General features: G+C 67.7%; 21 protein-coding genes. 15 read left to right on the top strand and 6 right to left on the bottom strand.

The window, feature by feature from the left end:
• Positions 1-67: 67 nt before the first annotated feature.
• The 3 genes from KK131_RS06605 to KK131_RS06595 all read left to right on the top strand — a co-directional run bounded on the left by KK131_RS06605 (position 68) and on the right by KK131_RS06595 (position 2270).
• Complete coding sequence (locus tag KK131_RS06605) at positions 68-934, top strand: LytTR family DNA-binding domain-containing protein (protein ID WP_214555880.1); 867 nt, start codon at positions 68-70, stop codon at positions 932-934.
• A gap of 70 nt (positions 935-1004) precedes the next feature.
• A complete protein-coding gene (locus KK131_RS06600; RefSeq protein ID WP_214555879.1) occupies positions 1005-1733 on the top strand; it encodes a hypothetical protein in 729 nt (242 codons plus the stop codon).
• Positions 1734-1811: 78 nt separating this feature from the next.
• Positions 1812-2270 carry a DUF6491 family protein gene (locus tag KK131_RS06595; RefSeq protein ID WP_214555878.1) on the top strand — a complete coding sequence of 153 codons (459 nt, stop codon included), beginning with the start codon at positions 1812-1814 and terminating at the stop codon, positions 2268-2270.
• A gap of 3 nt (positions 2271-2273) precedes the next feature.
• Here the strand turns inward: KK131_RS06595 and KK131_RS06590 are convergent, their stop codons facing one another.
• Positions 2274-3095 (bottom strand): ferritin-like domain-containing protein, encoded by an 822-nt coding sequence (locus KK131_RS06590; RefSeq protein WP_214555877.1) that lies wholly within the window; start codon positions 3093-3095, stop codon positions 2274-2276.
• 125 nt (positions 3096-3220) lie between these two features.
• On the bottom strand, positions 3221-3637 hold the full coding sequence (locus KK131_RS06585) for a universal stress protein (RefSeq protein ID WP_214555876.1): 417 nt from the start codon (positions 3635-3637) through the stop codon (positions 3221-3223).
• 285 nt (positions 3638-3922) lie between these two features.
• Here KK131_RS06585 and KK131_RS06580 point away from each other — a divergent pair, with 285 nt between their 5' ends.
• From KK131_RS06580 to KK131_RS06540, 9 genes are all read left to right on the top strand, one after another.
• Entirely contained in the window at positions 3923-4381 is a 459-nt protein-coding gene (locus tag KK131_RS06580) for a hypothetical protein (RefSeq protein ID WP_214555875.1), read from the top strand.
• 106 nt (positions 4382-4487) lie between these two features.
• Positions 4488-5018 (top strand): peroxiredoxin, encoded by a 531-nt coding sequence (locus KK131_RS06575; protein WP_214555874.1) that lies wholly within the window; start codon positions 4488-4490, stop codon positions 5016-5018.
• Positions 5018-5491, top strand: coding sequence for a hypothetical protein (locus tag KK131_RS06570; protein WP_214555873.1), 474 nt, complete (start codon positions 5018-5020; stop codon positions 5489-5491). The genes KK131_RS06575 and KK131_RS06570 overlap by 1 nt, the downstream gene beginning before the upstream one ends.
• A 69-nt stretch (positions 5492-5560) precedes the next feature.
• Positions 5561-6313, top strand: coding sequence for a DUF2884 family protein (locus KK131_RS06565; RefSeq protein WP_214555872.1), 753 nt, complete (start codon positions 5561-5563; stop codon positions 6311-6313).
• Between the two features lie 110 nt (positions 6314-6423).
• Entirely contained in the window at positions 6424-6864 is a 441-nt protein-coding gene (locus tag KK131_RS06560; RefSeq protein ID WP_214555871.1) for a DUF2383 domain-containing protein, read from the top strand.
• 11 nt (positions 6865-6875) lie between these two features.
• Complete coding sequence (locus tag KK131_RS06555; protein WP_214555870.1) at positions 6876-7451, top strand: DUF924 family protein; 576 nt, start codon at positions 6876-6878, stop codon at positions 7449-7451.
• An 81-nt stretch (positions 7452-7532) separates the two neighbouring features.
• The gene (locus tag KK131_RS06550; RefSeq protein WP_214555869.1) at positions 7533-7841 is read left to right on the top strand and encodes a DUF2845 domain-containing protein; all 309 of its coding nucleotides are present in this window, start codon (positions 7533-7535) and stop codon (positions 7839-7841) included.
• 65 nt (positions 7842-7906) lie between these two features.
• The gene (locus KK131_RS06545; RefSeq protein WP_345777207.1) at positions 7907-9139 is read left to right on the top strand and encodes a low temperature requirement protein A; all 1233 of its coding nucleotides are present in this window, start codon (positions 7907-7909) and stop codon (positions 9137-9139) included.
• Between the two features lie 138 nt (positions 9140-9277).
• On the top strand, positions 9278-10132 hold the full coding sequence (locus KK131_RS06540; RefSeq protein WP_214555868.1) for a mechanosensitive ion channel domain-containing protein: 855 nt from the start codon (positions 9278-9280) through the stop codon (positions 10130-10132).
• 2 nt (positions 10133-10134) lie between these two features.
• Here the strand turns inward: KK131_RS06540 and KK131_RS06535 are convergent, their stop codons facing one another.
• Both KK131_RS06535 and KK131_RS06530 read right to left on the bottom strand, forming a co-directional pair.
• On the bottom strand, positions 10135-13734 hold the full coding sequence (locus KK131_RS06535; RefSeq protein ID WP_214555867.1) for a M1 family aminopeptidase: 3600 nt from the start codon (positions 13732-13734) through the stop codon (positions 10135-10137).
• A gap of 21 nt (positions 13735-13755) precedes the next feature.
• A complete protein-coding gene (locus tag KK131_RS06530) occupies positions 13756-14640 on the bottom strand; it encodes an ABC transporter ATP-binding protein (RefSeq protein WP_214555866.1) in 885 nt (294 codons plus the stop codon).
• A 167-nt stretch (positions 14641-14807) separates the two neighbouring features.
• Between KK131_RS06530 and aceF the strand changes: the two genes are divergently transcribed.
• The 3 genes from aceF to dapB all read left to right on the top strand — a co-directional run bounded on the left by aceF (position 14808) and on the right by dapB (position 19028).
• Positions 14808-16253, top strand: coding sequence for a dihydrolipoyllysine-residue acetyltransferase (gene aceF, locus KK131_RS06525; protein ID WP_284731446.1), 1446 nt, complete (start codon positions 14808-14810; stop codon positions 16251-16253).
• Positions 16254-16267: 14 nt separating this feature from the next.
• Positions 16268-18109, top strand: a complete 1842-nt coding sequence (gene lpdA / locus KK131_RS06520; RefSeq protein ID WP_214555864.1) for a dihydrolipoyl dehydrogenase — start codon at positions 16268-16270, stop codon at positions 18107-18109.
• A gap of 118 nt (positions 18110-18227) precedes the next feature.
• The gene (dapB, locus tag KK131_RS06515; protein ID WP_214555863.1) at positions 18228-19028 is read left to right on the top strand and encodes a 4-hydroxy-tetrahydrodipicolinate reductase; all 801 of its coding nucleotides are present in this window, start codon (positions 18228-18230) and stop codon (positions 19026-19028) included.
• Between the two features lie 10 nt (positions 19029-19038).
• On the opposite strand, the gene KK131_RS06510 is transcribed toward dapB, so the two are convergent.
• Together KK131_RS06510 and KK131_RS06505 are read right to left on the bottom strand one after the other, a co-directional pair.
• Complete coding sequence (locus tag KK131_RS06510; RefSeq protein WP_214555862.1) at positions 19039-19521, bottom strand: hypothetical protein; 483 nt, start codon at positions 19519-19521, stop codon at positions 19039-19041.
• Complete coding sequence (locus KK131_RS06505; protein WP_214555861.1) at positions 19518-20099, bottom strand: sigma-70 family RNA polymerase sigma factor; 582 nt, start codon at positions 20097-20099, stop codon at positions 19518-19520. Before KK131_RS06505 ends, KK131_RS06510 begins: the two co-directional genes overlap by 4 nt.
• Positions 20100-20118: the final 19 nt, after the last annotated feature.

The raw sequence follows: 20118 nt of genomic DNA, 5'->3' as shown, positions 1-20118 counted from the left end.
CGGGCTGCTGTGACGAATCGCGGCGTGCAGGGACGAATGGCGGGACGAGTTGGGTAAACTCCGGCGGATGGGCACGACTCCCGGTTTCGACATCTACCAGCGCTGGCGGCGGCCCTTCGAGGTCGGCGCCTGGGTGACGTTCTTCGTGCTGAACGGGATCTTCAACAGCATCAACTCGCGCCTCGACCATGCCGGCGCGGCGGCATGGGAACCCTGGTTGTGGGAGTGGAGCAGCCTGCTGGTGCTGCTGGCCCTGCTGCCTGGGGTGATTGCGCTCGAACGGCGCTGGCCGATCCGCTTCGACAACTGGCGCCGCAACCTGCCGCTGCACCTGTTGTTCAGCGTCCCGTTCAGCCTGATCCACGTGAGCGCGATGCATCTGCTGCGGAGGCTCGGCTACTTCATTGCCGGCGAGCATTACGACGCTTTCGGCGCGTCGTGGTGGGTCAATTTCGGCTACGAGTACCTCAAGGACGTGCGCACCTATTTCGTGATCGTCGGCACGCTGGTGCTGTACCGGCTGTGGCTGCTGCGCCAGCAGGGCGAGGCGCGCCTGCTGGCCGAGCCGGACGAAGGCGCGCCGGTGGAACCGGTCGACCGGCCGGAGCGCTTCCTGGTGCGCAAGCTGGGCAAGGAGTTCCTGCTCAACGCCAGCGAGATCGAATGGCTGCAGGCGTCCGGCAATTACGTGAACCTGCACGTGCGCGGGCGCGACTATCCGCTGCGCGCCACCATGGCCGGAATCGAGGAGCGGCTGGACCCGGCGCGGTTCGTACGGGTGCACCGCAGCCATTTCGTCAACCTCGATTACCTCGCCGAGATCGAGCCGCTCGAAAGCGGCGACGCACGCCTGCAGATGCGCGACGGCGCGAAGATCCCCTGCAGCCGGCGTTACCGTGCCGCGTTGCGCGAGCGTTTCGGCCAGCCGGATTGAGCCGGCGCGGTTGCATGGCGACCGCGGATCGTTCCAAGCTAGCGGCCTGTTCCCGCCAGGTAGGCCGCCGATGAATCGCGCTTTTCCCCGTTACGCAGTGATGGCTTTCTGCGCCGCCTGGATGCTTGCCGGCTGTTCGCAACAGGGAGGCGCGCCGACGGCCGAACAGCAGCAAGTCCAGGCGCAGGCGGCCGATGCGGCGCGCAACCTCGACACTTATCGCCAGCTGCTGCGCATCGGCAACGACGAGATGGCGGTGTCGATGGGCAAGGACATCGTCAAGCGGTTTCCCGACAGCGACGCCGCGAAGGAAGTGCAGAAGACCTTGCCGGCGATCGAGAAGCGCTACACCGAGACCAGCGAGAAGAGCCGGCTGGCCAGGCTGTGGCTGTACCAGGTGGCGCCGATGGCCGGCGGCACGCAGTCCACCGCCACCATCGAGAACAGCCAGCCCGCCGGCGGCGACCGCGTGCGGCTGGTGCTGCGCCGGCACACCAGCTGGGGCCAGAGCGCGTTCCTGTACGGCAGCAAGCCCGGTTTCGTCTGCCGCGGCAATTGCACCATCGCCGCCACGGTCGACGGCAAGCCGGTGCGGATCAAGGCGTTCGCGCCGTCCACCGGCGAGCCGGCGCTGATGATCCGCGACGACAAGGCCTTCATCGCCATGCTGGGCAAGGCGAAGAAGATCGGCATGGACGTCACCCTGGTCGACGGCGAGAAGAAACAGACCCTGGTCTACGAGGTGGGCGGTTTCGACCCGGCGAAGTGGGCCGCCGTGGGCAAGGGCGGCAAGAAGTAGCTTGTCCGCGCCTGGCGGCGTCAACCGAAACGGCGCCCATGCGTCTGGACAAGAAGAGTCTCCACCGAGGACCGCCTCATGTCCAAGTCACCCCTGATCCCTGCCGGCGCGTTGATGCTTGGCCTGTTGTGCGCCGGCTGCTCCAGCGTGCCTTATGCGCAGCGCATGAGCGAGCGTCAGGCCGCCTATGCGGCGGCGGCCGGCGCGCCGGTGCGCAGCTTCAACTTCTTCAGCCTGTACTCGTGGGAGCCGCTGAGCGATACCGAACTGGCCGTCTACACGCAGCCGAACAAGGCGTGGCTGCTGGATCTCGGCGGCTGCCAGGACCTGCTCTTCGTCAACAGCATCGGGCTCACCTCCAACATCAACCAGGTGATGGTGGGGTTCGACAAGGTGCTCACCGGACGCCACAACTTCCCCTGCACCATCACGCAGATCCGCCCGATCGACGTGAAAAGCCTGAAGCTCGCGCAGCAGAAGCAGCGGCAGATCGAGAGCGCGGCGCGCAGCGCGGACAAGCCGGCAGCCGCACAGTGAGCGTCAGTGCAGGAACAGCTTCTCGGTGATCTTCGCCAGCGGCTTTTCCAGCGCACCCTGCAGGCGGGGCGGCAGGTCCAGCGGCTTGAGCAGCATCTTCACCGTCATGCCGGCCGGGATGTGCCGGCGCAGCAGGCCCTGGGCGCGGTTGCTGATGCGGCGGAACTCCGCCTCGTTGCCCAGGTGCTGCGGGTAGCACTGGTTGAACACGTGGCGCAGCGCGATGTCGCTGTCCTCGCTCTTGATCTCGTTGACCCGGCGCAGGATTGCGCGGAACACCTTGTAGCGGCCGAAGCCCTCGCGCTCGCGATACAGCTGGTAGTGCTGGTAGAAGTGCTTGTAGTGGCGCACCTCGTCGCTCTTGATGTGGTTGGTCAGCTGTTTCAGCACCGGTTCGTCGGTGATCTCGTTGAGCGCGCGGTACAGGCTGGCGGTGCCGGTCTCCACCACGCAGCGCGCGGCCAGCTCCAGTCCGCGGTCGGGTTCGAGCTGCTCGGCCGTGCACACCGCGCCGTACTCGCTCCAGAACGTCTGGAAACCCTTGTCCCAGTCGAACTCCGGCCAGACCTTGCGCACGTAGGCGGCCAGCGCGCGGCCGTGCTGCAGTTCCTCGTGTTGCCAGTGCTGGCTGAGCCAGCCCTGCAAATCCTCATCATCGGCGAAATGGTCGATCAGGTTCTGCGTGTACAGGTCCGAGCCGCTCTCGACGAACGACGAACTGCACAGCAGGAAGAACAGGTCCTCGTCGTGGCGCACGCGGGCGACCTCGATGCGGTCGAGGTCGATGTTCTCCAGGGTCCAGGGCAGGGCGGTGGAATAATTCAAGCGGGTTCCCGGTGCGGCGATGGCCCCGTCGACTGACGGCCCGTCTTCAGGTGACAAGAAGATGACACAGGATACGGCCTGATCGCGGCAGCGGATTAACGCCGGCCGACTTGCCGGTCAGTGCCTCAGCGCACCACCGTCACCGGCACGTGCGCACGCGCCAGCACGTTGCCGGACACCGAGCCGAGCAGCCAGCGGGCGAGCGCGCCGCGTTCGGTATGGCCGATCACGATGTGGTCGACGCCGTGCTGCTCGATCTGGCTCAGCAGCACGTCGCCGGGGCTGCCGAGGGTCAGTTCGACGTCGATCAGATCGGCCGCATCCGGCACGATCGCGGTCAGTTCCTGCAGCAGCTCCTGTACACGCTCGGTGCCGGTGTCGGCGATCATCAAGGCGCATGCGTCGGCGCCGCCCTCGGTGACCTGCAGCACCGACACCACGCGCACGCGGCCGTGGCTGCAGCGGGCCAGTTCGACCGCGAACTGGAACGCGCGGCGGGAGGCCTCCGAGCCGTCATAACCGACCAGTGAATACTTGACCATGGTGCTCCTTTGCGTTGCTCCGGCATGGGCCGTGTCGAGTTCTGTGCGGAATGGCCCGCCGCGCCACGACCACCAGGCGCGTCTTGCGCGCCGTTGGCAGTCTGCACGGCATTTTGTTACCGCGGCATCAACGGCGAGAACCTGAACGGACGGTCGTGCTCCTGCACGCGCTTGTCACGCTGCCCTGCACAACCTGCCATCTGCGCACCGCGGCTTGCCGGTTCCTGCCGTGCATCCGCGATGCACGAACACCCACCCGCAGTAAGAAGGTTGAAGGAGACGACGATGATCAAGCGAACGTTTGGAATGGCTGCCCTGGTAATGGCTTGCGCGGGCGCAGCGACCGTGTTGCCGGTCGGCGGCGCGCAGGCCGCCGAGGCCTCGGTGAAATGCGATCTCGCCTACAACCTGTCCGGTTGGTCGCTGATCTACAAGCATGCCGAAGGCAGCGGCACGATCACCTGCGACAATGGCCAGCGTGCGAACGTGAAGATCGGCGTGGTCGGCGGCGGCCTCACCGCCGGCAAGTACCACATCGACAACGGCAAGGGCGAGATCAGCAAGGTGCACGACATCTCCGACGTGTACGGCGACTACGTGCAGGCTGGCGCCGAGGCCGGCGTGGTGAAGAGCTCCTCCGCGCAGGTGCTGACCAAGGGCACCACCTCGCTGGCGCTGGCCGGTACCGGCCAAGGCGTCAACCTGGGCATCTCGGTGGGCAAGTTCACCATCAGCAAGCCTTGATGCTGGCGCAGGCGTGATCGGGAAGGGCGCCGGATGGCGCCCTTCCTTCATGGGTACGCGTAAACTGTGGCGGTTGTTCCCAGGCATCCCCACTGGAGATCCCGTCATGCGTCGCCTTTCCTGCTTGCTCGTGTTGACCCTGCTGTGTGCCCTGATCGTCCCGGCGTTTGCCGCCACCCCGCAAGTGGGCGAGACCGCCCCGAACTTCCGCCTGCAGGACCAGAACGGCCACTGGCGCACACCGGCCGATTTCCACGGCCACTGGCTGGTGCTGTATTTCTACCCGAAGGATTTCACCCCCGGCTGCACCACCGAGGTCTGCACGTTCCGCGACGACATCGCGAAGCTGCGCAAGGCCGGTGCCGAGGTGGTCGGGGTGAGCCTGGACGACGTCAAGTCGCACGCCGAATTCGCCGAAAAATACCGTGTGCCGTTCCCGCTGCTGGCCGACTCGGAGCGCAGCGTCGCGACCAGCTATGGCGTGCTGACCTCGCGCATGGGCATGCACTACGCCAAGCGCACCACCTTCCTGATCGACCCGCAGGGTAAGGTCGCGAAGGTCTACGTGGACGTCGATCCGGAAAAGAACTCGGCCCAGGTGCTGAGCGATCTCGCCACGTTGAAGGCGGCGCCCTGATGCCGCTGGCGGTGCGCACCGACCCCGCGCCGGCGCGGCGCTTCTCGGCGTGGGCGGTCGGCCCGTGGGTGCTGCTGCTGTTCGCCGCGATGGGTTTCGTGCAGTACCTGCGGCATGCCGAGTACGTGTACCTGGCTGCTGCCTTGCTGGTCATCGTGGCGTGCGCCGGTTGCATCCTGCGCCAGGCGTGGGCACGGCCGGCGATGCAGCTGCTGGCGGTGCTGCTGGCCGTGTGGGCTTTGGCCAGCGGCGTGCTGATGCTGCAGCAATGGGGCGACTTCGATACCGCCAGGCAGCATGCACTGGCGCAGCCGCAGCTGGGCGAGGTCGCGCTGTGGATGATCGCGCGGGCCGAACGCACCTGGCAGGTCGGCCTGGCGCTCAAGGCCGCCGCGATCCCGTTGCTGCTGTGGCTGGCCTGGCAGCTCGGCCGGCCGGCGGTGCGCGCGCAGTTCCGTCCGCGCCCTCGCTGAGCGGGCAGTTCAGCGGCGGTTGCGGCAACGTCGGCTATCGCTGGGCGAGTCCATCTTCCGGGAATCTCCATGCTCCTGCCGCGATTGCTGCTCCTGTTCGTCCTGCCACTCGCCGCGCCGTGGCTGCACGCCCAGGATCTGGCGACGACCTGCCACGCCAGCAGCAGCTATGACGTCACCCTGAAACCCGGCAGCCTGCTGTTCGATCGGCCGGCGCCCGCGCCATTCCACGTCGAGCTGCAGCAGGGCGCGCTGCGCACCGACGGCGTCGCGGTGAAGTTGAATGCGGAAGACGAGGACCGGCTGGCCCTGTTCGAACGCGACCTGCGCGCGCTGGCGCCGCGGGTGCGCACGGTGGCACGCAACGGCGTGGACATCGCCGCGCAGGCGCTGCGCGAGGAGGCCGGCGGCATGGGCTTGGGTGCCGATACCCGTGCCGAATTCAACCGTCGGCTGGACGCGCATGCGGCCGAGCTGAAGCGGCGCATCTCGGTCAGCCAGAGCACGCACGACTGGCAGGGCGACGCCGCCAACCAGGCGATGAACCAGATCGCCGGCGACCTGCTGCCGCTGCTGGCGGCCGACCTCGGCCAGCAGGCGATCAATGCGGCACTGGCCGGCGACCTGCAGGCTGCCGCCAGCCTGCGCGACCGTGCCGCCGACCTCGCCACCGCATTGCAGCCACGCCTGCAGTTGCGCCTGCAGGCCTTGCGTCCGCAGATCGAGGCGCTGTGCCCGTCGATCCAGCAACTCGCCGCGTTGCAGCAGGGCGTGCGCGGCAGCAACGGGCAGCCGCTGAACCTGCTGCAGGTTGGGCAGTGAACGAGACTGGCCGCCAGCTGACTGCCGGATGGCGCCTCGCGCGGGGTTAATCTCCCGCTAAGTGGGGCAGGGCGAGGATGGCGCACCGATCGACCCGCCCGGAGGCGGCCATGCCGCGGCACCTGCCCGTATCCACCTGCAACGCCCTGATCCGGCGCAGCATCGACCTGCGCCAGCTCTATCGTCATGCCGCGACGGCGTGCGAACCGGGCTTGCGCATGGTGCTGAACGACAACGTGCATACGCTGGACCTGCTGATCGCCGAGCTGCAGGCGCAGCTGCGCGACCGCGGCGGCGAGCCGTGCGAACACGGCAGCTGGCGCGGCACCGTGCATCGGCATCTCACCGGCTGGCTGATACGTACCGTCGCGCGCCGCGACCATGCGTGGATCCGCGCGCTGGCGCATGGCGAGAGCGCGTTGCTGCATCGCTTCGAGCAGGCCATTGCCACGGCCCCCGCCGAGTCGGCGTTAGTGCTGCGCCGGCAATTGCCGCGTTTGCGCGGCATCCACCTGGACATGCATAGTCTGGCCGGTACCGCGCGCTATTGAACGGAGTGGTGATGCCCGCGAGCGCACAGGACGTCCTCGATTTCTGGTTTGCCGAAGCAGGCGCCGCCCACTGGTTCGCCGCTGATGCCGCGTTCGATGCGCAGATTCGCGAGCGCTTCGGCGCAGCCGTCGAGGCGGCTGCCGAGGGCCGGCTGGACGATTGGGCGGGTACGCCGCCGGGTTGGCTCGCGTTGTTGATCGTGCTCGACCAGTTTCCGCGCAACCTGTACCGCAACGATCCGCGCGCCTGGGCCGCGGACGCCCGCGCGCAACGCGTGGCCTTGTCGGGTCTGGCCCGTGGTGATGACCGGCAACTTCCCGCCGTGCAGCGCGTGTTCGCCTACCTGCCGCTGGAACACGCCGAGGACGGCGCGCTGCAGCGGCGTTCGGTGGAATTGTTCGAGGCGCTGTGCGCGCAAGTGCCGATGGAACAGCGCAAACAGTTCGAGGAATTTCTGGACTATGCTCGCCGCCACCGTGAGGTGATCGCGCGCTTCGGCCGCTTCCCTCATCGCAACGCCACGCTCGGTCGTCCCAGTACGCCGGAAGAGACGCTTTACCTGGCCCAGCCGGGTGCCGGTTTCTGAAGCGCGGGATGACTGGCGGGGTTCGGAATTTCAACCAGACCATTCCAACCAGATCATTCCAACCAGACCAGGGAGCAGGTCATGCACATTCGTCTCGCCATCGCATTGTTCGCGTTCAGTGCCGCCGTGCAGGCGTCCAGCACCTTGCGCGTCGGCAGCCAGGTACTCACCGCCGGCGACAGCCGCGAGCGGGTGGTCGAGCTGCTGGGCAAGCCCACCTCGAAATCGCACGCGCACAAGTCGCGCAGCCACGGCAATCGCCGCGGTGGCGTTCGCGTGGTGGACAACCACCAGGGTGGCGAGCAATGGCGCTACCGCCGCGGCGATCACGTCACCGTGGTGACGATCGTCGACGGCCGGGTCAGCGAGATCGAGGACCGCCGGCTGTGAATCGCCCGCGTGGCGGCGTCCGGGTCATCGTGCGATAAAGGCCGGACATTGCCGGAGGCCGTCTCGTGAGCACTTCCCCGTCCGCCGATCCCGCTCGCCCGGCGCGACGCAGCCTGCTGCGTTCGCGGACGGCCGGCGCTGTCAAGGTCACCAATATCGAACTGTTCTTCGATCTGGTGTTCGTCTACGCGGTGACCCAGCTGTCGCACACGCTGCTGCACGGGCTGAACGTCGTCGGCGCGCTGCAGGTGCTGTTGCTGTTCCTGGCGGTGTGGTGGGTATGGGTATTTACCAGTTGGGTCACCAACTGGCTGGATCCGGAACGCCCGCTGGTACGCCTGCTGTTGTTGGCGCTGATGCTGGCCGGATTGCTGCTGTCGATGGCGCTGCCCGAGGCGTTCGGCGAACGCGGGTTGCTGTTTGCCGGCGCGTACGTATTCATGCAGGTGGGGCGCACGCTGTTCGTGCTGTGGGCGCTGGGCGACGACGCGCCGGCGAATACCCGCAATTTCCAGCGCATCGCAGTGTGGCTGGCGGTTTCCGGTGCGCTGTGGCTGCTCGGCGGGTGGCTGGACGGAAAGGAACGCGTGCTGCTGTGGGTTGCTGCACTGGCGCTGGAATACATCGGCCCGGCGCTGGCCTTCGCGGTGCCCGGCCTGGGCCGGTCGAGCACGGCGGACTGGGATATCGACGGCGGCCATCTGGCCGAACGCTGCAGCCTGTTCGTGATCATCGCACTGGGCGAGTCGGTGCTGGTCACCGGGTCGAGTTTTGCCGCCACCGCTTGGCAGCCGCAGGCCGTGCTGGCGTTTGTCAGCGCCTTTGTCGGCAGCGTGGCGATGTGGTGGATCTACTTCGATCTCGGTGCCGAGCGCGGCAGCCGCGCGATCCGGCATGCGGCCGATCCGGGCCGCACCGCGCGGGCCGCCTATACCTACCTGCACCTGCTGATTGTCGCCGGCATCATCGTCGGCGCGGTGGCCGACGAACTGACCCTGCGCGATGCGCAGCAGCGCGTCGGCGCGATCAGCGGCGCGGTGCTGCTGGGCGGCCCGATGCTGTACCTGACCGGCAATGCGTGGTTCAAGAAGACCGTGAACGACACCCACCTGCCGCTGTCGCACCTGGTCGGCCTGGGCCTGCTGGCGGTGCTTGCCGCTGTCCTCGTCCAGCAGCCGCCGAGTGTGTTTGTGCTCGGACTGGCCAGCAGTTCGATGCTGGTACTGGTGGCGGCCTGGGAGACCGTCTCGCTACGGCATCTGCGTCGGCGGCTGCACGAATCCTCGCTCCGTGACTGATGGCGGGCGGGCCCAGGCCGTCGATGCGCGCCCCAGGGACAAGGTCGCCGCTTTCTGAATCCGTTGAACGTGCGACGGTGAACTCTTGCCGTCCACGCTGTTAGGCTGGCCCTCGATTTTTCTTCGTGAGGCGAAGCCATGCTCGACCATTCCGGCAGGCCGGCGGCGGTGGCCGCAGTCGATGTTTCCGCCTATACCGATCAGGCCGTGCAGGTCGGGCTGCATCTGATCGGCGCCCTGCTGGTGCTGCTGGTCGGCATGTGGGTGGCGCGCCGCCTGGCCAATTTCGCGCAGGCCGCGCTGGGCCGGGCCAATTTCGATTCCACGCTCAGCGGCTTCCTGCGCAACCTGATCTATGGCGTGCTGATCGCCCTGCTGGTGGTCACCGCGCTGGGCGTGCTGGGCGTGCCGTCGGCGCCCATGGTCGCCGCGCTCGGCACCGCCGGGCTGGCGATCGGCCTGGCCCTGCAGGGCTCGCTCAGCAACCTGGCGTGGGGCGTGCTGCTGGTGGTGTTCCGTCCGTTCCGCGTCGGCGACTACGTCAACGCCGGCGGCACCGAGGGCACCGTGCAGAGCCTCAACCTGATGCACACCCAGCTGATCCTGCCGGACAACCGCGAGGCGATCCTGCCGAACGCGAAGATCGGCAGCGATGCCATCATCAACTTCAACCGGCTGGGCACGCGGCGCTTCGAGCTGAAGCTCGGCATCGCCTACCGCGACGATGCCGATCAGGTGATGGCCACGATCATGCAATTGATGGCGTCGGACCCGCGCATCCTGAAAGAACCGGTCCCCGGCGTGTGGATCGAAGGCCTGGCCGGGCAGACGGTCAACCTGGTGCTGCGCGGCTGGACCCGCAGCGGCGACACCTGGGGTGCGCAGACCGACCTGCTGCGCGCGATCAAGCAGAAGATCGACGCGCAGCAGATCAGCGTCCCCGTGGTGCCGCACGAAGTCACCCTGGTGCAGTGCGTACCGAAAGCCGACTGAGCCTACGGCATCGTCACCGTGCGGCGGTTGTCGCTGGACACCTTGTCGATCAGCTCGTTGTAGGGATCGATGCCGGCCAGTGCGGGCTTGCCGTCGACGGTCACGGTGATCGTACTGTCGCCGTCGGGCAGCAGGCGCTTTTCCAGGTACAGCGGCTTGCCGTCCTCGCCGTTGCCCGGCGGAGCGGCGAACACGCCGACTTCGATCGGGATGTCCGGCTTCGCCGCGGTTTCCTTGCCGGTGCCGTCGACGTGAACCTTGCCGGCGTGCACCTGCAGGGTCACTTCGTACTTGCCGTTCGGCAGCTTCTTCGCGGTGGCATCGGTGAGGCGGTTGTCGAACAGGGTGATCTTCCAGAAGAAATCGTCCAGCAACGGCTGCCACTTCGGGTCGAGCGCCTTGCCCAGCGCGCCCATGAATTCCCGCGAGGTGGTGTACGGCGGCTGCTGGAAACCCTTGTCGATCAGGAACTGCTTCAGCACCGCGTCCAGCACGCCTTCGCCGACGTAGTCCTGCAGCGCGTAGAACACCAGCGAACCTTTCTTGTAATGGATGTACTGCTGGTTCTCGACCTTCGCCAGCGGTTCCTCGGCCAGCTTCTCGGTGGCACGCCCCGCCAGATAGCCGTCCAGTTCGTACTTCAGGAACTTGTGCATCTGGTCGGCGCCATACTTCTGCTTCATCACCATCAGCGCGGAGTACTGCGCCAGCGATTCGCTGAGCATGGTCGAGCCCTGCATGTTCGCGCCGACCACCCGATGCGCCCACCACTGGTGCGCCACTTCGTGCGCGGTGACGTAGTAGGGATAGTCGATCCGGCTCTTGTCGCGCAGGTCGGCGATGAAGCCCAGCGCCTCGGAAAACGCGATGGTGTTGGGGAAGGACTGCGCGAAGCCGTAGTAGTTGGGCACTTCGGCGATGCGCAGCTGGCGGAACTGGTAGGGCGTGTAATGCGTGTCGTAGTACGCCAGCGCGTCCCGCGCGCCTTCGATCATGCGGTCCACGTTCCAGGCGTGGGCAGGGTTGTAGTACACGGCGATGGTGGTGCCGTGGTCGTCCACGCGTTTCACCGCCCAGCGCGCCGACATCCACGCAGCGAAATTCAGCATCGGGTGCTGTCCGCCGTCATGAAGCGTGGTGTAGTGGAAATAATGCCGACCGCCGGCGATCCACTCCTTCTGCAGCACGCCGGGCGCCAGCGCGATCTGGTCGGTGGCGGTGGAGACCGTGGTATCGAAGTCGATCCAGTCGGCGTCGTTGCTGATGTAGGTGTTGGCGCGCGCCTTCTGGTCGCCCAGCGGAGGCATGCGCGGCACGTCCAGCGGCAGGCCGTACTTGCGGCGGTCGTTGCGGTCGACGAGCTGGTTCTGCGGCTGGTAGCCGAACTGCGGCAGCACGCCGCTGTTGAAGAACGTGCCGTTGTGGGCGAGGAACTTGCCGTCGGGTTCGTTGGTGAAACCCTTCGGCGCATAGGCGATGTCGAAGTCGAACGGCATCGACGCGCCCGGCGCCAGCGGCGTCCGCAATTTGTAGATGGCGAAGCCGAGGCGCTTGTCGTCGCTCACCGTGTCGCGCGGCGCGAAGTCCAGCGAATTCACCGTGAAGTCGGTGTCGAAGTTCACGTACAGCGTGTCGATCGGCGCCATGGTCCTGTTGACCAGCTTGTAGTGGCCGCGGATCTCCAGCCGGCGCCGGTAGGGGTGGATGTCCACCTCGGTGCGTACCGAGGTGATGCGCGGCTGCGGTGCGTCGAGGTATTTCGCGTACCGCTTCTCGTAGTCGGCGCGCTCCCATTTTTCCGCGGTGCCGCTGCGATAGTGGTTGAGCACGTTGGTGTTGTAGTAGATCCAGAGGCCGCTGCCCGCGAAGGCCAGCAGCGCCAGCCCCAGCGCGATACGCGACGGTCCGCGGAACCGCGCGCGTGCCTCGCGCCACCGCTCGCGCCACGACTGCCCGGTGCCGCGCACCCAGAACAGCGCCGCCAGCACCAGCAGGGCGACGGCGCAGCTCGCCCAGTAGAAGTCGAACCACAGCGCGGCCTTGAGGAAATGGCCGAAGCCGTTGAGGTCCGAATACGGCGTGGAGGGCGCGGCGGCGTAGTTGTAGAGGTTGTGGTCCCAGTGCAGCAGCGGGAAGGCGATCTGGCAGACGAACCACAGCACGGTCAGCAGATAGCCGAGGAAGCGGTTGTTGGACATCACCTGCAGGAACAGCGCCAGCACCGCCAGCAGCGCGAACGGAATCGCCTGCAATGCCAACGTGCCCAGGTACAGGCCCGGCTCGATGTGCGTGTAGCCGTGGGCCAGCTGCCAGCCGATGCCGAACGCCGCGCCGCAGGCGAGGAACGCCACGATCACCGCCAGCAAGGCGCCCAGCTTCGCCGCCAGCGGCACCCAGTCCCGCAGCGGGAACGCGTCGCTGACCTCGGCGCTGCGCTGCATGCGTTCGCGCCAGACCAGTTCGCCGGCGTAGAACATCACGATGATGTACAGCAGCCACTGCAGGGCGCCCTGCGACATCTCCAGCACGCTGTGCGTCACCGGCCAGGTGGCGGTGCCGTAGATGCGCCCGGACAGCGCCAGGCTGAAGGCGAGGTTGACCAGGCCGAACACCAGCATCACCAGGAACGGCACGCCGCGCAGCACGCTCCAGGTGTCGAACACCAGCAGGTGGCGCAGCTGGACCCATTGCGCGCGCCCGTCGACCGCCAGCCGCGCCGCCGGCAGCGCCGGCGTGGCGGCGCCGACGGCGGGGCGCAGGATCGGCGGCTCTGCGCGCCGCGTGCGCCGGTGCCACTGCAGGCCCTCGCGGTCGGCGCGGAACAGCGCGAACGCGGCGCCGGCAAGCCCTACCGCGATGCCGGTCCACAGCAGCCGGTTGAACAGCAGCAGGCCGTCCAGCGCCGGCAACTGCCGGTTGAGCTGGTCCGCCGACCAGTAGCGAGTGACGATCTGCAGGGTGCGGTTGCCGAATGGGTCGAGGATCGCGGCCAGTGCGTGGTGGTTGACGTCCTGGGTCAGCAGCTTGGCCACCGAGAGCAACACGATGAAGGCGATCACGCCGATCAGCGTGGCCAGCAGCGAGCGGGTGGCGGTGGCGAGCAGGAACAGCAATGCCGCGATGAACAGCAGGTTCGGCAGCAGCATCACGCCGAACGCCCAGGCGTAGCCGCGCCAGTCCGGCGGCCCCAGCCGCGCCGCCTCGATCCACGGCATGCTGCCGCCCGCCGCCAGCCCCAGCGCGCACAGCAGCATGATCGCCACCATCACCAGGTAACCCGCCGCGAAGCGCCCGCCGAGATAGGCGCGCTTGCGCACCGGCGTGGCGAACATCAGTTCGGCGGTGCCATGGTCGAAGTCGCGCAGGGCCGCGCCGGCCACGAAGGCGGCCGCCAGCAGCAGGCACAGCGGCGCGAGGTTGTCGAGCAGCCGCACGATCACCAGCGGCGCGTTGCGCAGCACGTTGCCGCTGGCGCCGCCGACGATCACCGCGTCGGTGCTGGCGAACGCGAAGGCCAGCGCAGCGAACACCGCGGCGATGATCCAGAACAGCGGCGCCTTCAGTTGCTGGCGCAGTTCGAAGTGGAGGATTTCGGAAAACATCGGTCGTCCTTGCCGGCGCGGTCAGGCGGCTTGCACCGTCGCCTGCGCGCGCAGGCGGCCGAAGTAGACGTCTTCCAGGTCGGGCACGACGGGTTCGAAACCTTCTTCCGGCAGCGCGTCGGCCAGCACGTGCAGCAGGGTGCGGCCGCCGGCGAGGCGGGTGGACAGGATGTTCATGCGGGCGCGGTAGCCGTCCAGTGCAGCCTTGTCGATCGTGCGCCGCCACACGCGGCCATCCAGCGAACGGATCGCCTCGGCCGGTTCGCCGCTGAGCAGCACCTGGCCCTGGCCGATGATCGCCATGCGCGAACACAGGTCGGTGACGTCCTCCACGATGTGCGTGGACAGGATCACCACCACGCGCTCGCCGATTTCGGCCAGCAGGTTGAGGAAGCGGTTGCGCTCTTCCGGATCGAGACCCGCGGTGGGTTCGTCCACGATCACCAGGCGCGGGTCGCCGATCAGCGCCTGCGCGATGCCGAAGCGCTGGCGCATGCCGCCGGAGTAGGTGCCCAGCTTGCGCTTGCGCACGTCCCACAGGTTCACCTGGCGCAGCAGCGACTCGACCAGCTCGCGCCGTTCGCCCTTCAGGGTGACGCCCTTGAGCACGGCGAAGTGCTCCAGCATCGCCTCGGCCGAGACCTTCGGATACACGCCGAACTCCTGCGGCAGGTAGCCGAGCAGGCGGCGGGTGGCCTGCTTGTCGGCGAGCAGGTCCATCTCGTCCAGCTTGATCGTGCCTGCGTCCGGATCCTGCAGCGTGGCGATGGTGCGCATCAGCGACGACTTGCCCGCGCCGTTCGGGCCGAGCAGGCCGAACATGCCGTTGGGAATGTCCAGCGACACACCGCGCAGCGCTCGCACGCCGTTGGCGTAGGTTTTCGACAGGTCGCGTATCGTCAGCATGGGTGTCTTCCGGCGCCGCCCGCGCGGCCTGAGCCTGCGGATCAGCCTAAGGCATGGATCAGGGCTGCGCGTGCGCTCAAGGTCATGCATACGCTCGCGCATGGTGGCCGGGAAATCGGCGTAATCACCCGATCCGGGCATACGGATCGGGCGTGCCTTCGTTATGATTGAGGTCTTGTACGCGGCCGCCATCCCCGAGCGGCACGCCATCGCCAGCAGGAGTCATCATGGCCGACCTCAAAGAAGCCCGCGTTCCCGATATCGGCCACGCAGACGTTCCCGTCATCGAAGTGCTGGTCAAGGCCGGCGACCGGGTGGAGAAAGAGCAGAGCCTGATCACGCTGGAATCGGACAAGGCGACCATGGAAGTGCCCGCGCCGTTCGCCGGCACGGTGAAGGAAGTGAAGCTGAAAGTCGGCGACGAGGTTTCCGAAGGCGCGGTGATCGCCGTTATAGAAGCCGACGGCGCAGCCGTCTCCACGTCCCCCTCTCCCGCGGCGGGAGAGGGCAGGGGTGAGGGTGCGCCCGAAGCGGTGAAGCCAGCAGTTCCCGCCCCCGCCACATCCGTAGTCCCCGCACCCGCCGAGCCGAAGCCCATGCCGATCGCCGGCCAGGGCGTGCAGCCGGGCAACGCGCCCGAGGGCGACGTGCCGCCGCAGGTGCGTCCGCCGATGGATGCGCGCATCGTGATGCCCGGCGACGCGCCGTACGCGAGCCCGGCGGTGCGCGCCTTCGCGCGCGAGCTGGGCGTGGACATCCAGCAGGTCAAGGGCAGCGGCCGCGGCGGCCGCATCCAGCGCGAGGACGTCAGCGCCTACGTCAAGCACGCGCTCGCTTCCGGCGCCCGCCCGGTGGCCGGCGCGTCGGCCTCGGTCGGCGGGTTGAACCTGCTGCCGTGGCCGAAGGTCGACTTCGCCAAGTTCGGCGAGATCGAGGAAAAGCCGCTGTCGCGCATCCAGAAGATCTCCGGCGCGAACCTGGCGCGCAACTGGGCGATGATCCCGCACGTCACCCAGCACGAGGACGCCGACATCACCGAGATGGAGGCGTTCCGCAAGCAGCTCGGCGCCGAGAACAAGGACCTGAAGATCAGCCCACTGGTGTTCCAGATCAAGGCGGTGGTGGCCGCGCTGAAGCAGTTCCCGCAGTTCAACGCCTCGCTCGACGAGTCGGGCGAGAAGCTGATCCTGAAGAAGTACTTCCACATCGGCATCGCGGTGGACACGCCCGACGGCCTGGTGGTGCCGGTGATCCGCGACTGCGACAAGAAGGGCCTGCTCGACCTGGCGCGCGACCTGGCCGAAATCTCGAAGAAGGCGCGCGACAAGAAGCTCGGCCCGGCCGAGATGTCCGGCGGCTGCTTCTCGATCAGCTCGCTCGGCGGCATCGGCGGCACCTACTTCACGCCGATCGTCAACGCGCCGGAAGTGGCCATCCTCGGCGTCTCCAAGTCGGTGACCAAGCCGGTGTGGAACGGCAGGGAATTCGCGCCGCGGCTGGTGCTTCCCTTGTCGCTCAGCTATGACCACCGGGTAATCGACGGCGCGCTCGCCGCGCGCTTCGCCAGCTTCCTCGCCAACCAGCTCGGCGACATCCGCCGGCTGCTGCTCTGACGGAGGCGATGACGATGGCGAACACGATCGAGATCAAGGTTCCCGACATCGGCGGCCACGACAACGTGCCGGTGATCGAAGTGCTGGTGAAAGCCGGCGACACGGTGGCGAAGGAACAGAGCCTGATCACGCTGGAGTCGGACAAGGCGACCATGGAGATTCCCTCCAGCGCCGCCGGCGTGATCAAGGAATTGAAATTGAAAGTCGGCGACGAGGTTTCCGAAGGTGCGGTGATCGCCGTGCTGGAAGTGACTGGTGCTTCGCCCCCCTCTCCGATCGGCGACCGTCAGGAAGTCCCCTTGCAGGAGAGAGGGGCTGGGGGTGAGGGTACGGGCGAAGCGAGGTCTTCGGCTCCGACCGAACCCTCACCCGCCCCTTCGGGGCACCCTCTCCCGCAGGGAGAGGGGAAAGCGCCGCGAGCGGCGGCTGGCAGCGGCCGCAAGGCCGACATCGAATGCAAGCTGGTCGTGCTCGGCTCCGGTCCCGGCGGCTACACCGCCGCGTTCCGCGCCGCCGATCTCGGCGTCGACACCGTGCTGGTGGAACGCTACGCCAGTCTCGGCGGCGTCTGCCTCAACGTGGGCTGCATCCCGTCCAAGGCGCTGCTGCACGCCGCGGCGGTGATCGACGAAGCCGCGGCGATGGCCGCGCACGGCGTCAGTTTCGGCAAGCCTGCGATCGACATCGACAAGCTGCGCGGCTTCAAGGGCAAGGTGGTCGGCCAGCTCACCGGCGGCCTCGCCGGCATGGCCAGGCAGCGCAAGGTGCGCACGCTCGAAGGCACCGGCATGTTCGTGTCGCCCAACGAAATGGAAGTCCAGACGAAAGACGGCGCGAAGCTGATCCGCTTCGAGTACGCGATCATCGCCGCCGGCTCGCAGTCGGTGAAGCTGCCGTCGTTCCCGTGGGACGACGAGCGCATCATGGACTCCACCGGCGCGCTGGAAATGAAGGACGTGCCGAAGAAACTGCTGGTCGTCGGCGGCGGCATCATCGGCCTGGAAATGGCCACCGTGTATGCCGCGCTGGGCAGCGAAGTCACCGTGGTCGAGTTCATGGACCAGCTCATCCCCGGCGCCGACGCCGACCTGATCCGGCCGCTGGCCAAGCGACTGGGCGGCAGGCTCAAGGGCGTGCACCTGAAGACCAAGGTGGTCGAGGCGAAGGCGACGAAGAAAGGCATCGAGGTCAGCTACGAAGGCGACAGCATCCCCGCGACCACGCTGTTCGACCGCGTGCTGGTGTCGGTGGGCCGCTCGCCGAACGGCGGCAAGGTCGGCGCCGACAAGGCTGGCGTTGCCGTCACCGAGCGCGGCTTCATCAACGTCGACTCGCAGATGCGCACCAACGTGCCGCACATTTTCGCGATCGGCGACCTGGTCGGCCAGCCGATGCTGGCGCACAAGGCCACCCACGAGGCGCATGTGGCGGCCGAGGCGGTGGCTGGCCTGAAGAGCCATTTCGACGCGCGGGTGATTCCGTCGGTGGCGTTCACCAACCCGGAAGTGGCCTGGGTCGGCGTGAGCGAACGCGAGGCGAAGGAGAAAGGCCTGAAGGTCGGCGTGGGCAAGTTCCCGTGGGCCGCCAGCGGCCGCGCGATCGGCATCGACCGCACCGAAGGTTTCACCAAGCTGATCTTCGACGAGGAAACCCACCGCATCGTCGGCGCCGGCATCGTCGGGGTGAACGCCGGCGACCTGATCTCCGAGCTGGCACTGGCGATCGAGATGGGCAGCGAGGCAGCCGACATCGCACTCACCATCCACCCGCATCCGACCCTGGGCGAATCGGTCGGCATGGCGGCGGAAGTGTACGAAGGCACGATCACCGACCTGTACATGCCGAAGAAGAAGTAAGCGAGGCGGTCGCCATGGACAAAAGCCCGGAGCGATCCGGGCTTTTGTCCAGGCAAGCCCGGAAAGTATCGGTGAACGCCGTGGTTCAAACCGGGGCGCCAACTGCGACGAGGTGGATATGTCACTGAAGCTATGTCTTGCCGGTGCCACCGGTTGGGCCGGTTCCGAGCTGGCGCGCTGCATCGCCGCCGCCGCCGACCTCGCACTGGTCGCGGCTGTGGCGCGCCGGCATGCCGGACAGCAGCTGGGCGATGTGCTGGGCGAGCGGCGGCTGGCGGTGCCGATCTTCGCCAGCGCCGCCGAGGCACTGACGCTGCCCTGCGACGTGTTCGTCGAGTACACCCATCCCGACACCGCCAAGGCGAACATCCTCGCCGCGCTGGCGCATGGTGCGCACGTGGTGGTGGGCACGTCGGGCCTCACCGACGAGGATTACGCGCAGATCGACGCGGTCGCGCGCGAGCGCCAGCGCGGCGTGCTGGCCTGCGGCAACTTTGCATTGACCGCGGTGCTGCTGATCAAGTTCGCCGAGATGGCGGCGAAGCTCATCCCGCAATGGGAGATCATCGACTACGCCAGCGCGGGCAAGCCGGACGCGCCCAGCGGCACCGTGCGCGAGCTGGCCGGGCGCATGGGCCGGGTGCGCCAGCCGCAGTTGGAAGTGCCGCTGGAGCGGACCGTCGGCATGCGCGAGACGCGCGGCGGCACGCTGGCCGGCAGCCAGGTGCATGCGCTGCGCCTGCCCGGCTTCGTGATCGGCGCCGAGGCGGTCTTCGGCATGCCGGACCAGACGCTGAGCCTGCGCCACAACGCCGGCAGCAGCGCGAAGCCTTACGTGGATGGTGCGTTGCTGGCGATCCGCAAGGTGTCCGGCCTGGTCGGCCTGCATCGCGGGCTGGATTCGGTGCTGGAGTGGTAACCGCGGCCGCTCAGCCCTCTTGCGCACGCGCATGCCGCTGCCATAACCCCAGCAGCCACGACGCGCCGAGGCAGCTGGCCAGCGCCAGCAGCCAGCGGGTGGCCGGTGCGTGCGGGGTCGGCAGGAGCGTGGCGAACGACGGCAGCCACGCGTCGCCGTAGATCGCCACCACCATACCCGCGGCTACGGCCAGCACGGTTGCCAGCGCCAGCATCAGCGCGAATTCGAGACGCGTACCGGACGCCGCTCGCCGATCCGGGCGGGCGGCAACCTGCGCGGCCAGCTGTCGCGCGAAGTCCGCCGGCAACGCATCGGGCAACGGTTCGCGCAAAGCCCGTGCGAGCAGGCGGTAGCGCCGGCTGCGCGCGTCGTCGCCGGCGGGGTCGAGCTGCAGACGCTCGCGCCGCATGGCGTTCTCCTGCGCCAGCCATTCGCGCTCTTGCGCGGCATCGCCAAAAGGCGGGATGTGATCGTCGATGTGCTGGATGCTCATGCTGCAACTCCGGTTCGCGCCTCGAGTGCGCCGCGCAGGCGCAGACGTGAGCGGAACAAGTGGCTCTTGATGGTGCCGCTGGCCAGGCCGGTGATCCGCGCGATCTCCGGGATGGTCGTCTCTTCGAGGTAATACAACGTCAGCAGCGTGCGCTGCAACGGCGGCAACTGCTCGATCGCGGCGTGCGGGTGCCGCGCCGCTTCCTCATTCGCGCAGGCCGCCTCCAGATCGAAGCCGTCGCCGATGCTCTCCACCAGGGCGTAGTCATCGTCGGTGCCGCCGTTGTCGACCAGCGGGATGCGCTTGTGCTGCAGGTGGCGCAAGGCGATGGTGTACGCCACGCGCCCGATCCACGATTTCAGCGCGCTCTCGTGACGGTACTGGTGCAGGCACTGGTGCACGCGCAGGAAGGTGTCCTGGCACAGCTCGCGCGCGTCCTCCGGGTTGCGCACCATGCGCTGGATGATGTGCCAGCACAACCCCTGGTACTCGCGCACGAGGCGTTCGAACGCGCCCGGCCGGTTGGCCAGCACGGCGTCGACCAGCTCGCGGTCGGGGCTGCTGCGGGTGTCGTCCATGGCACCAGGGATACGCTCA

It is taken from the genome of Rhodanobacter sp. LX-99, from assembly GCF_018599185.1.
Lineage (GTDB): Bacteria > Pseudomonadota > Gammaproteobacteria > Xanthomonadales > Rhodanobacteraceae > Rhodanobacter.
The sequence above is the reverse complement of the archived record's forward strand: the minus strand, read 5'-3'. Positions and strand labels throughout refer to the sequence as shown.

Bases quoted from the DNA above. Each gene is read 5' to 3' on its own strand.
- KK131_RS06580 (WP_214555875.1), top strand. From the start codon at position 3,923: ATGATCAAGCGAACGTTTGGAATGGCTGCCCTGGTAATGGCTTGCGCG.
- KK131_RS06505 (WP_214555861.1), bottom strand. From the start codon at position 20,099: ATGGACGACACCCGCAGCAGCCCCGACCGCGAGCTGGTCGACGCCGTG.
- KK131_RS06555 (WP_214555870.1), top strand. From the start codon at position 6,876: ATGCCCGCGAGCGCACAGGACGTCCTCGATTTCTGGTTTGCCGAAGCA.
- lpdA (WP_214555864.1), top strand. From the start codon at position 16,268: ATGGCGAACACGATCGAGATCAAGGTTCCCGACATCGGCGGCCACGAC.
- KK131_RS06605 (WP_214555880.1), top strand. From the start codon at position 68: ATGGGCACGACTCCCGGTTTCGACATCTACCAGCGCTGGCGGCGGCCC.
- dapB (WP_214555863.1), top strand. From the start codon at position 18,228: ATGTCACTGAAGCTATGTCTTGCCGGTGCCACCGGTTGGGCCGGTTCC.
- KK131_RS06585 (WP_214555876.1), bottom strand. From the start codon at position 3,637: ATGGTCAAGTATTCACTGGTCGGTTATGACGGCTCGGAGGCCTCCCGC.
- KK131_RS06535 (WP_214555867.1), bottom strand. From the start codon at position 13,734: ATGTTTTCCGAAATCCTCCACTTCGAACTGCGCCAGCAACTGAAGGCG.
- KK131_RS06560 (WP_214555871.1), top strand. From the start codon at position 6,424: ATGCCGCGGCACCTGCCCGTATCCACCTGCAACGCCCTGATCCGGCGC.
- KK131_RS06600 (WP_214555879.1), top strand. From the start codon at position 1,005: ATGAATCGCGCTTTTCCCCGTTACGCAGTGATGGCTTTCTGCGCCGCC.
- KK131_RS06595 (WP_214555878.1), top strand. From the start codon at position 1,812: ATGTCCAAGTCACCCCTGATCCCTGCCGGCGCGTTGATGCTTGGCCTG.
- KK131_RS06550 (WP_214555869.1), top strand. From the start codon at position 7,533: ATGCACATTCGTCTCGCCATCGCATTGTTCGCGTTCAGTGCCGCCGTG.
- KK131_RS06575 (WP_214555874.1), top strand. From the start codon at position 4,488: ATGCGTCGCCTTTCCTGCTTGCTCGTGTTGACCCTGCTGTGTGCCCTG.
- KK131_RS06530 (WP_214555866.1), bottom strand. From the start codon at position 14,640: ATGCTGACGATACGCGACCTGTCGAAAACCTACGCCAACGGCGTGCGA.
- KK131_RS06510 (WP_214555862.1), bottom strand. From the start codon at position 19,521: ATGAGCATCCAGCACATCGACGATCACATCCCGCCTTTTGGCGATGCC.
- KK131_RS06540 (WP_214555868.1), top strand. From the start codon at position 9,278: ATGCTCGACCATTCCGGCAGGCCGGCGGCGGTGGCCGCAGTCGATGTT.
- KK131_RS06570 (WP_214555873.1), top strand. From the start codon at position 5,018: ATGCCGCTGGCGGTGCGCACCGACCCCGCGCCGGCGCGGCGCTTCTCG.
- KK131_RS06565 (WP_214555872.1), top strand. From the start codon at position 5,561: ATGCTCCTGCCGCGATTGCTGCTCCTGTTCGTCCTGCCACTCGCCGCG.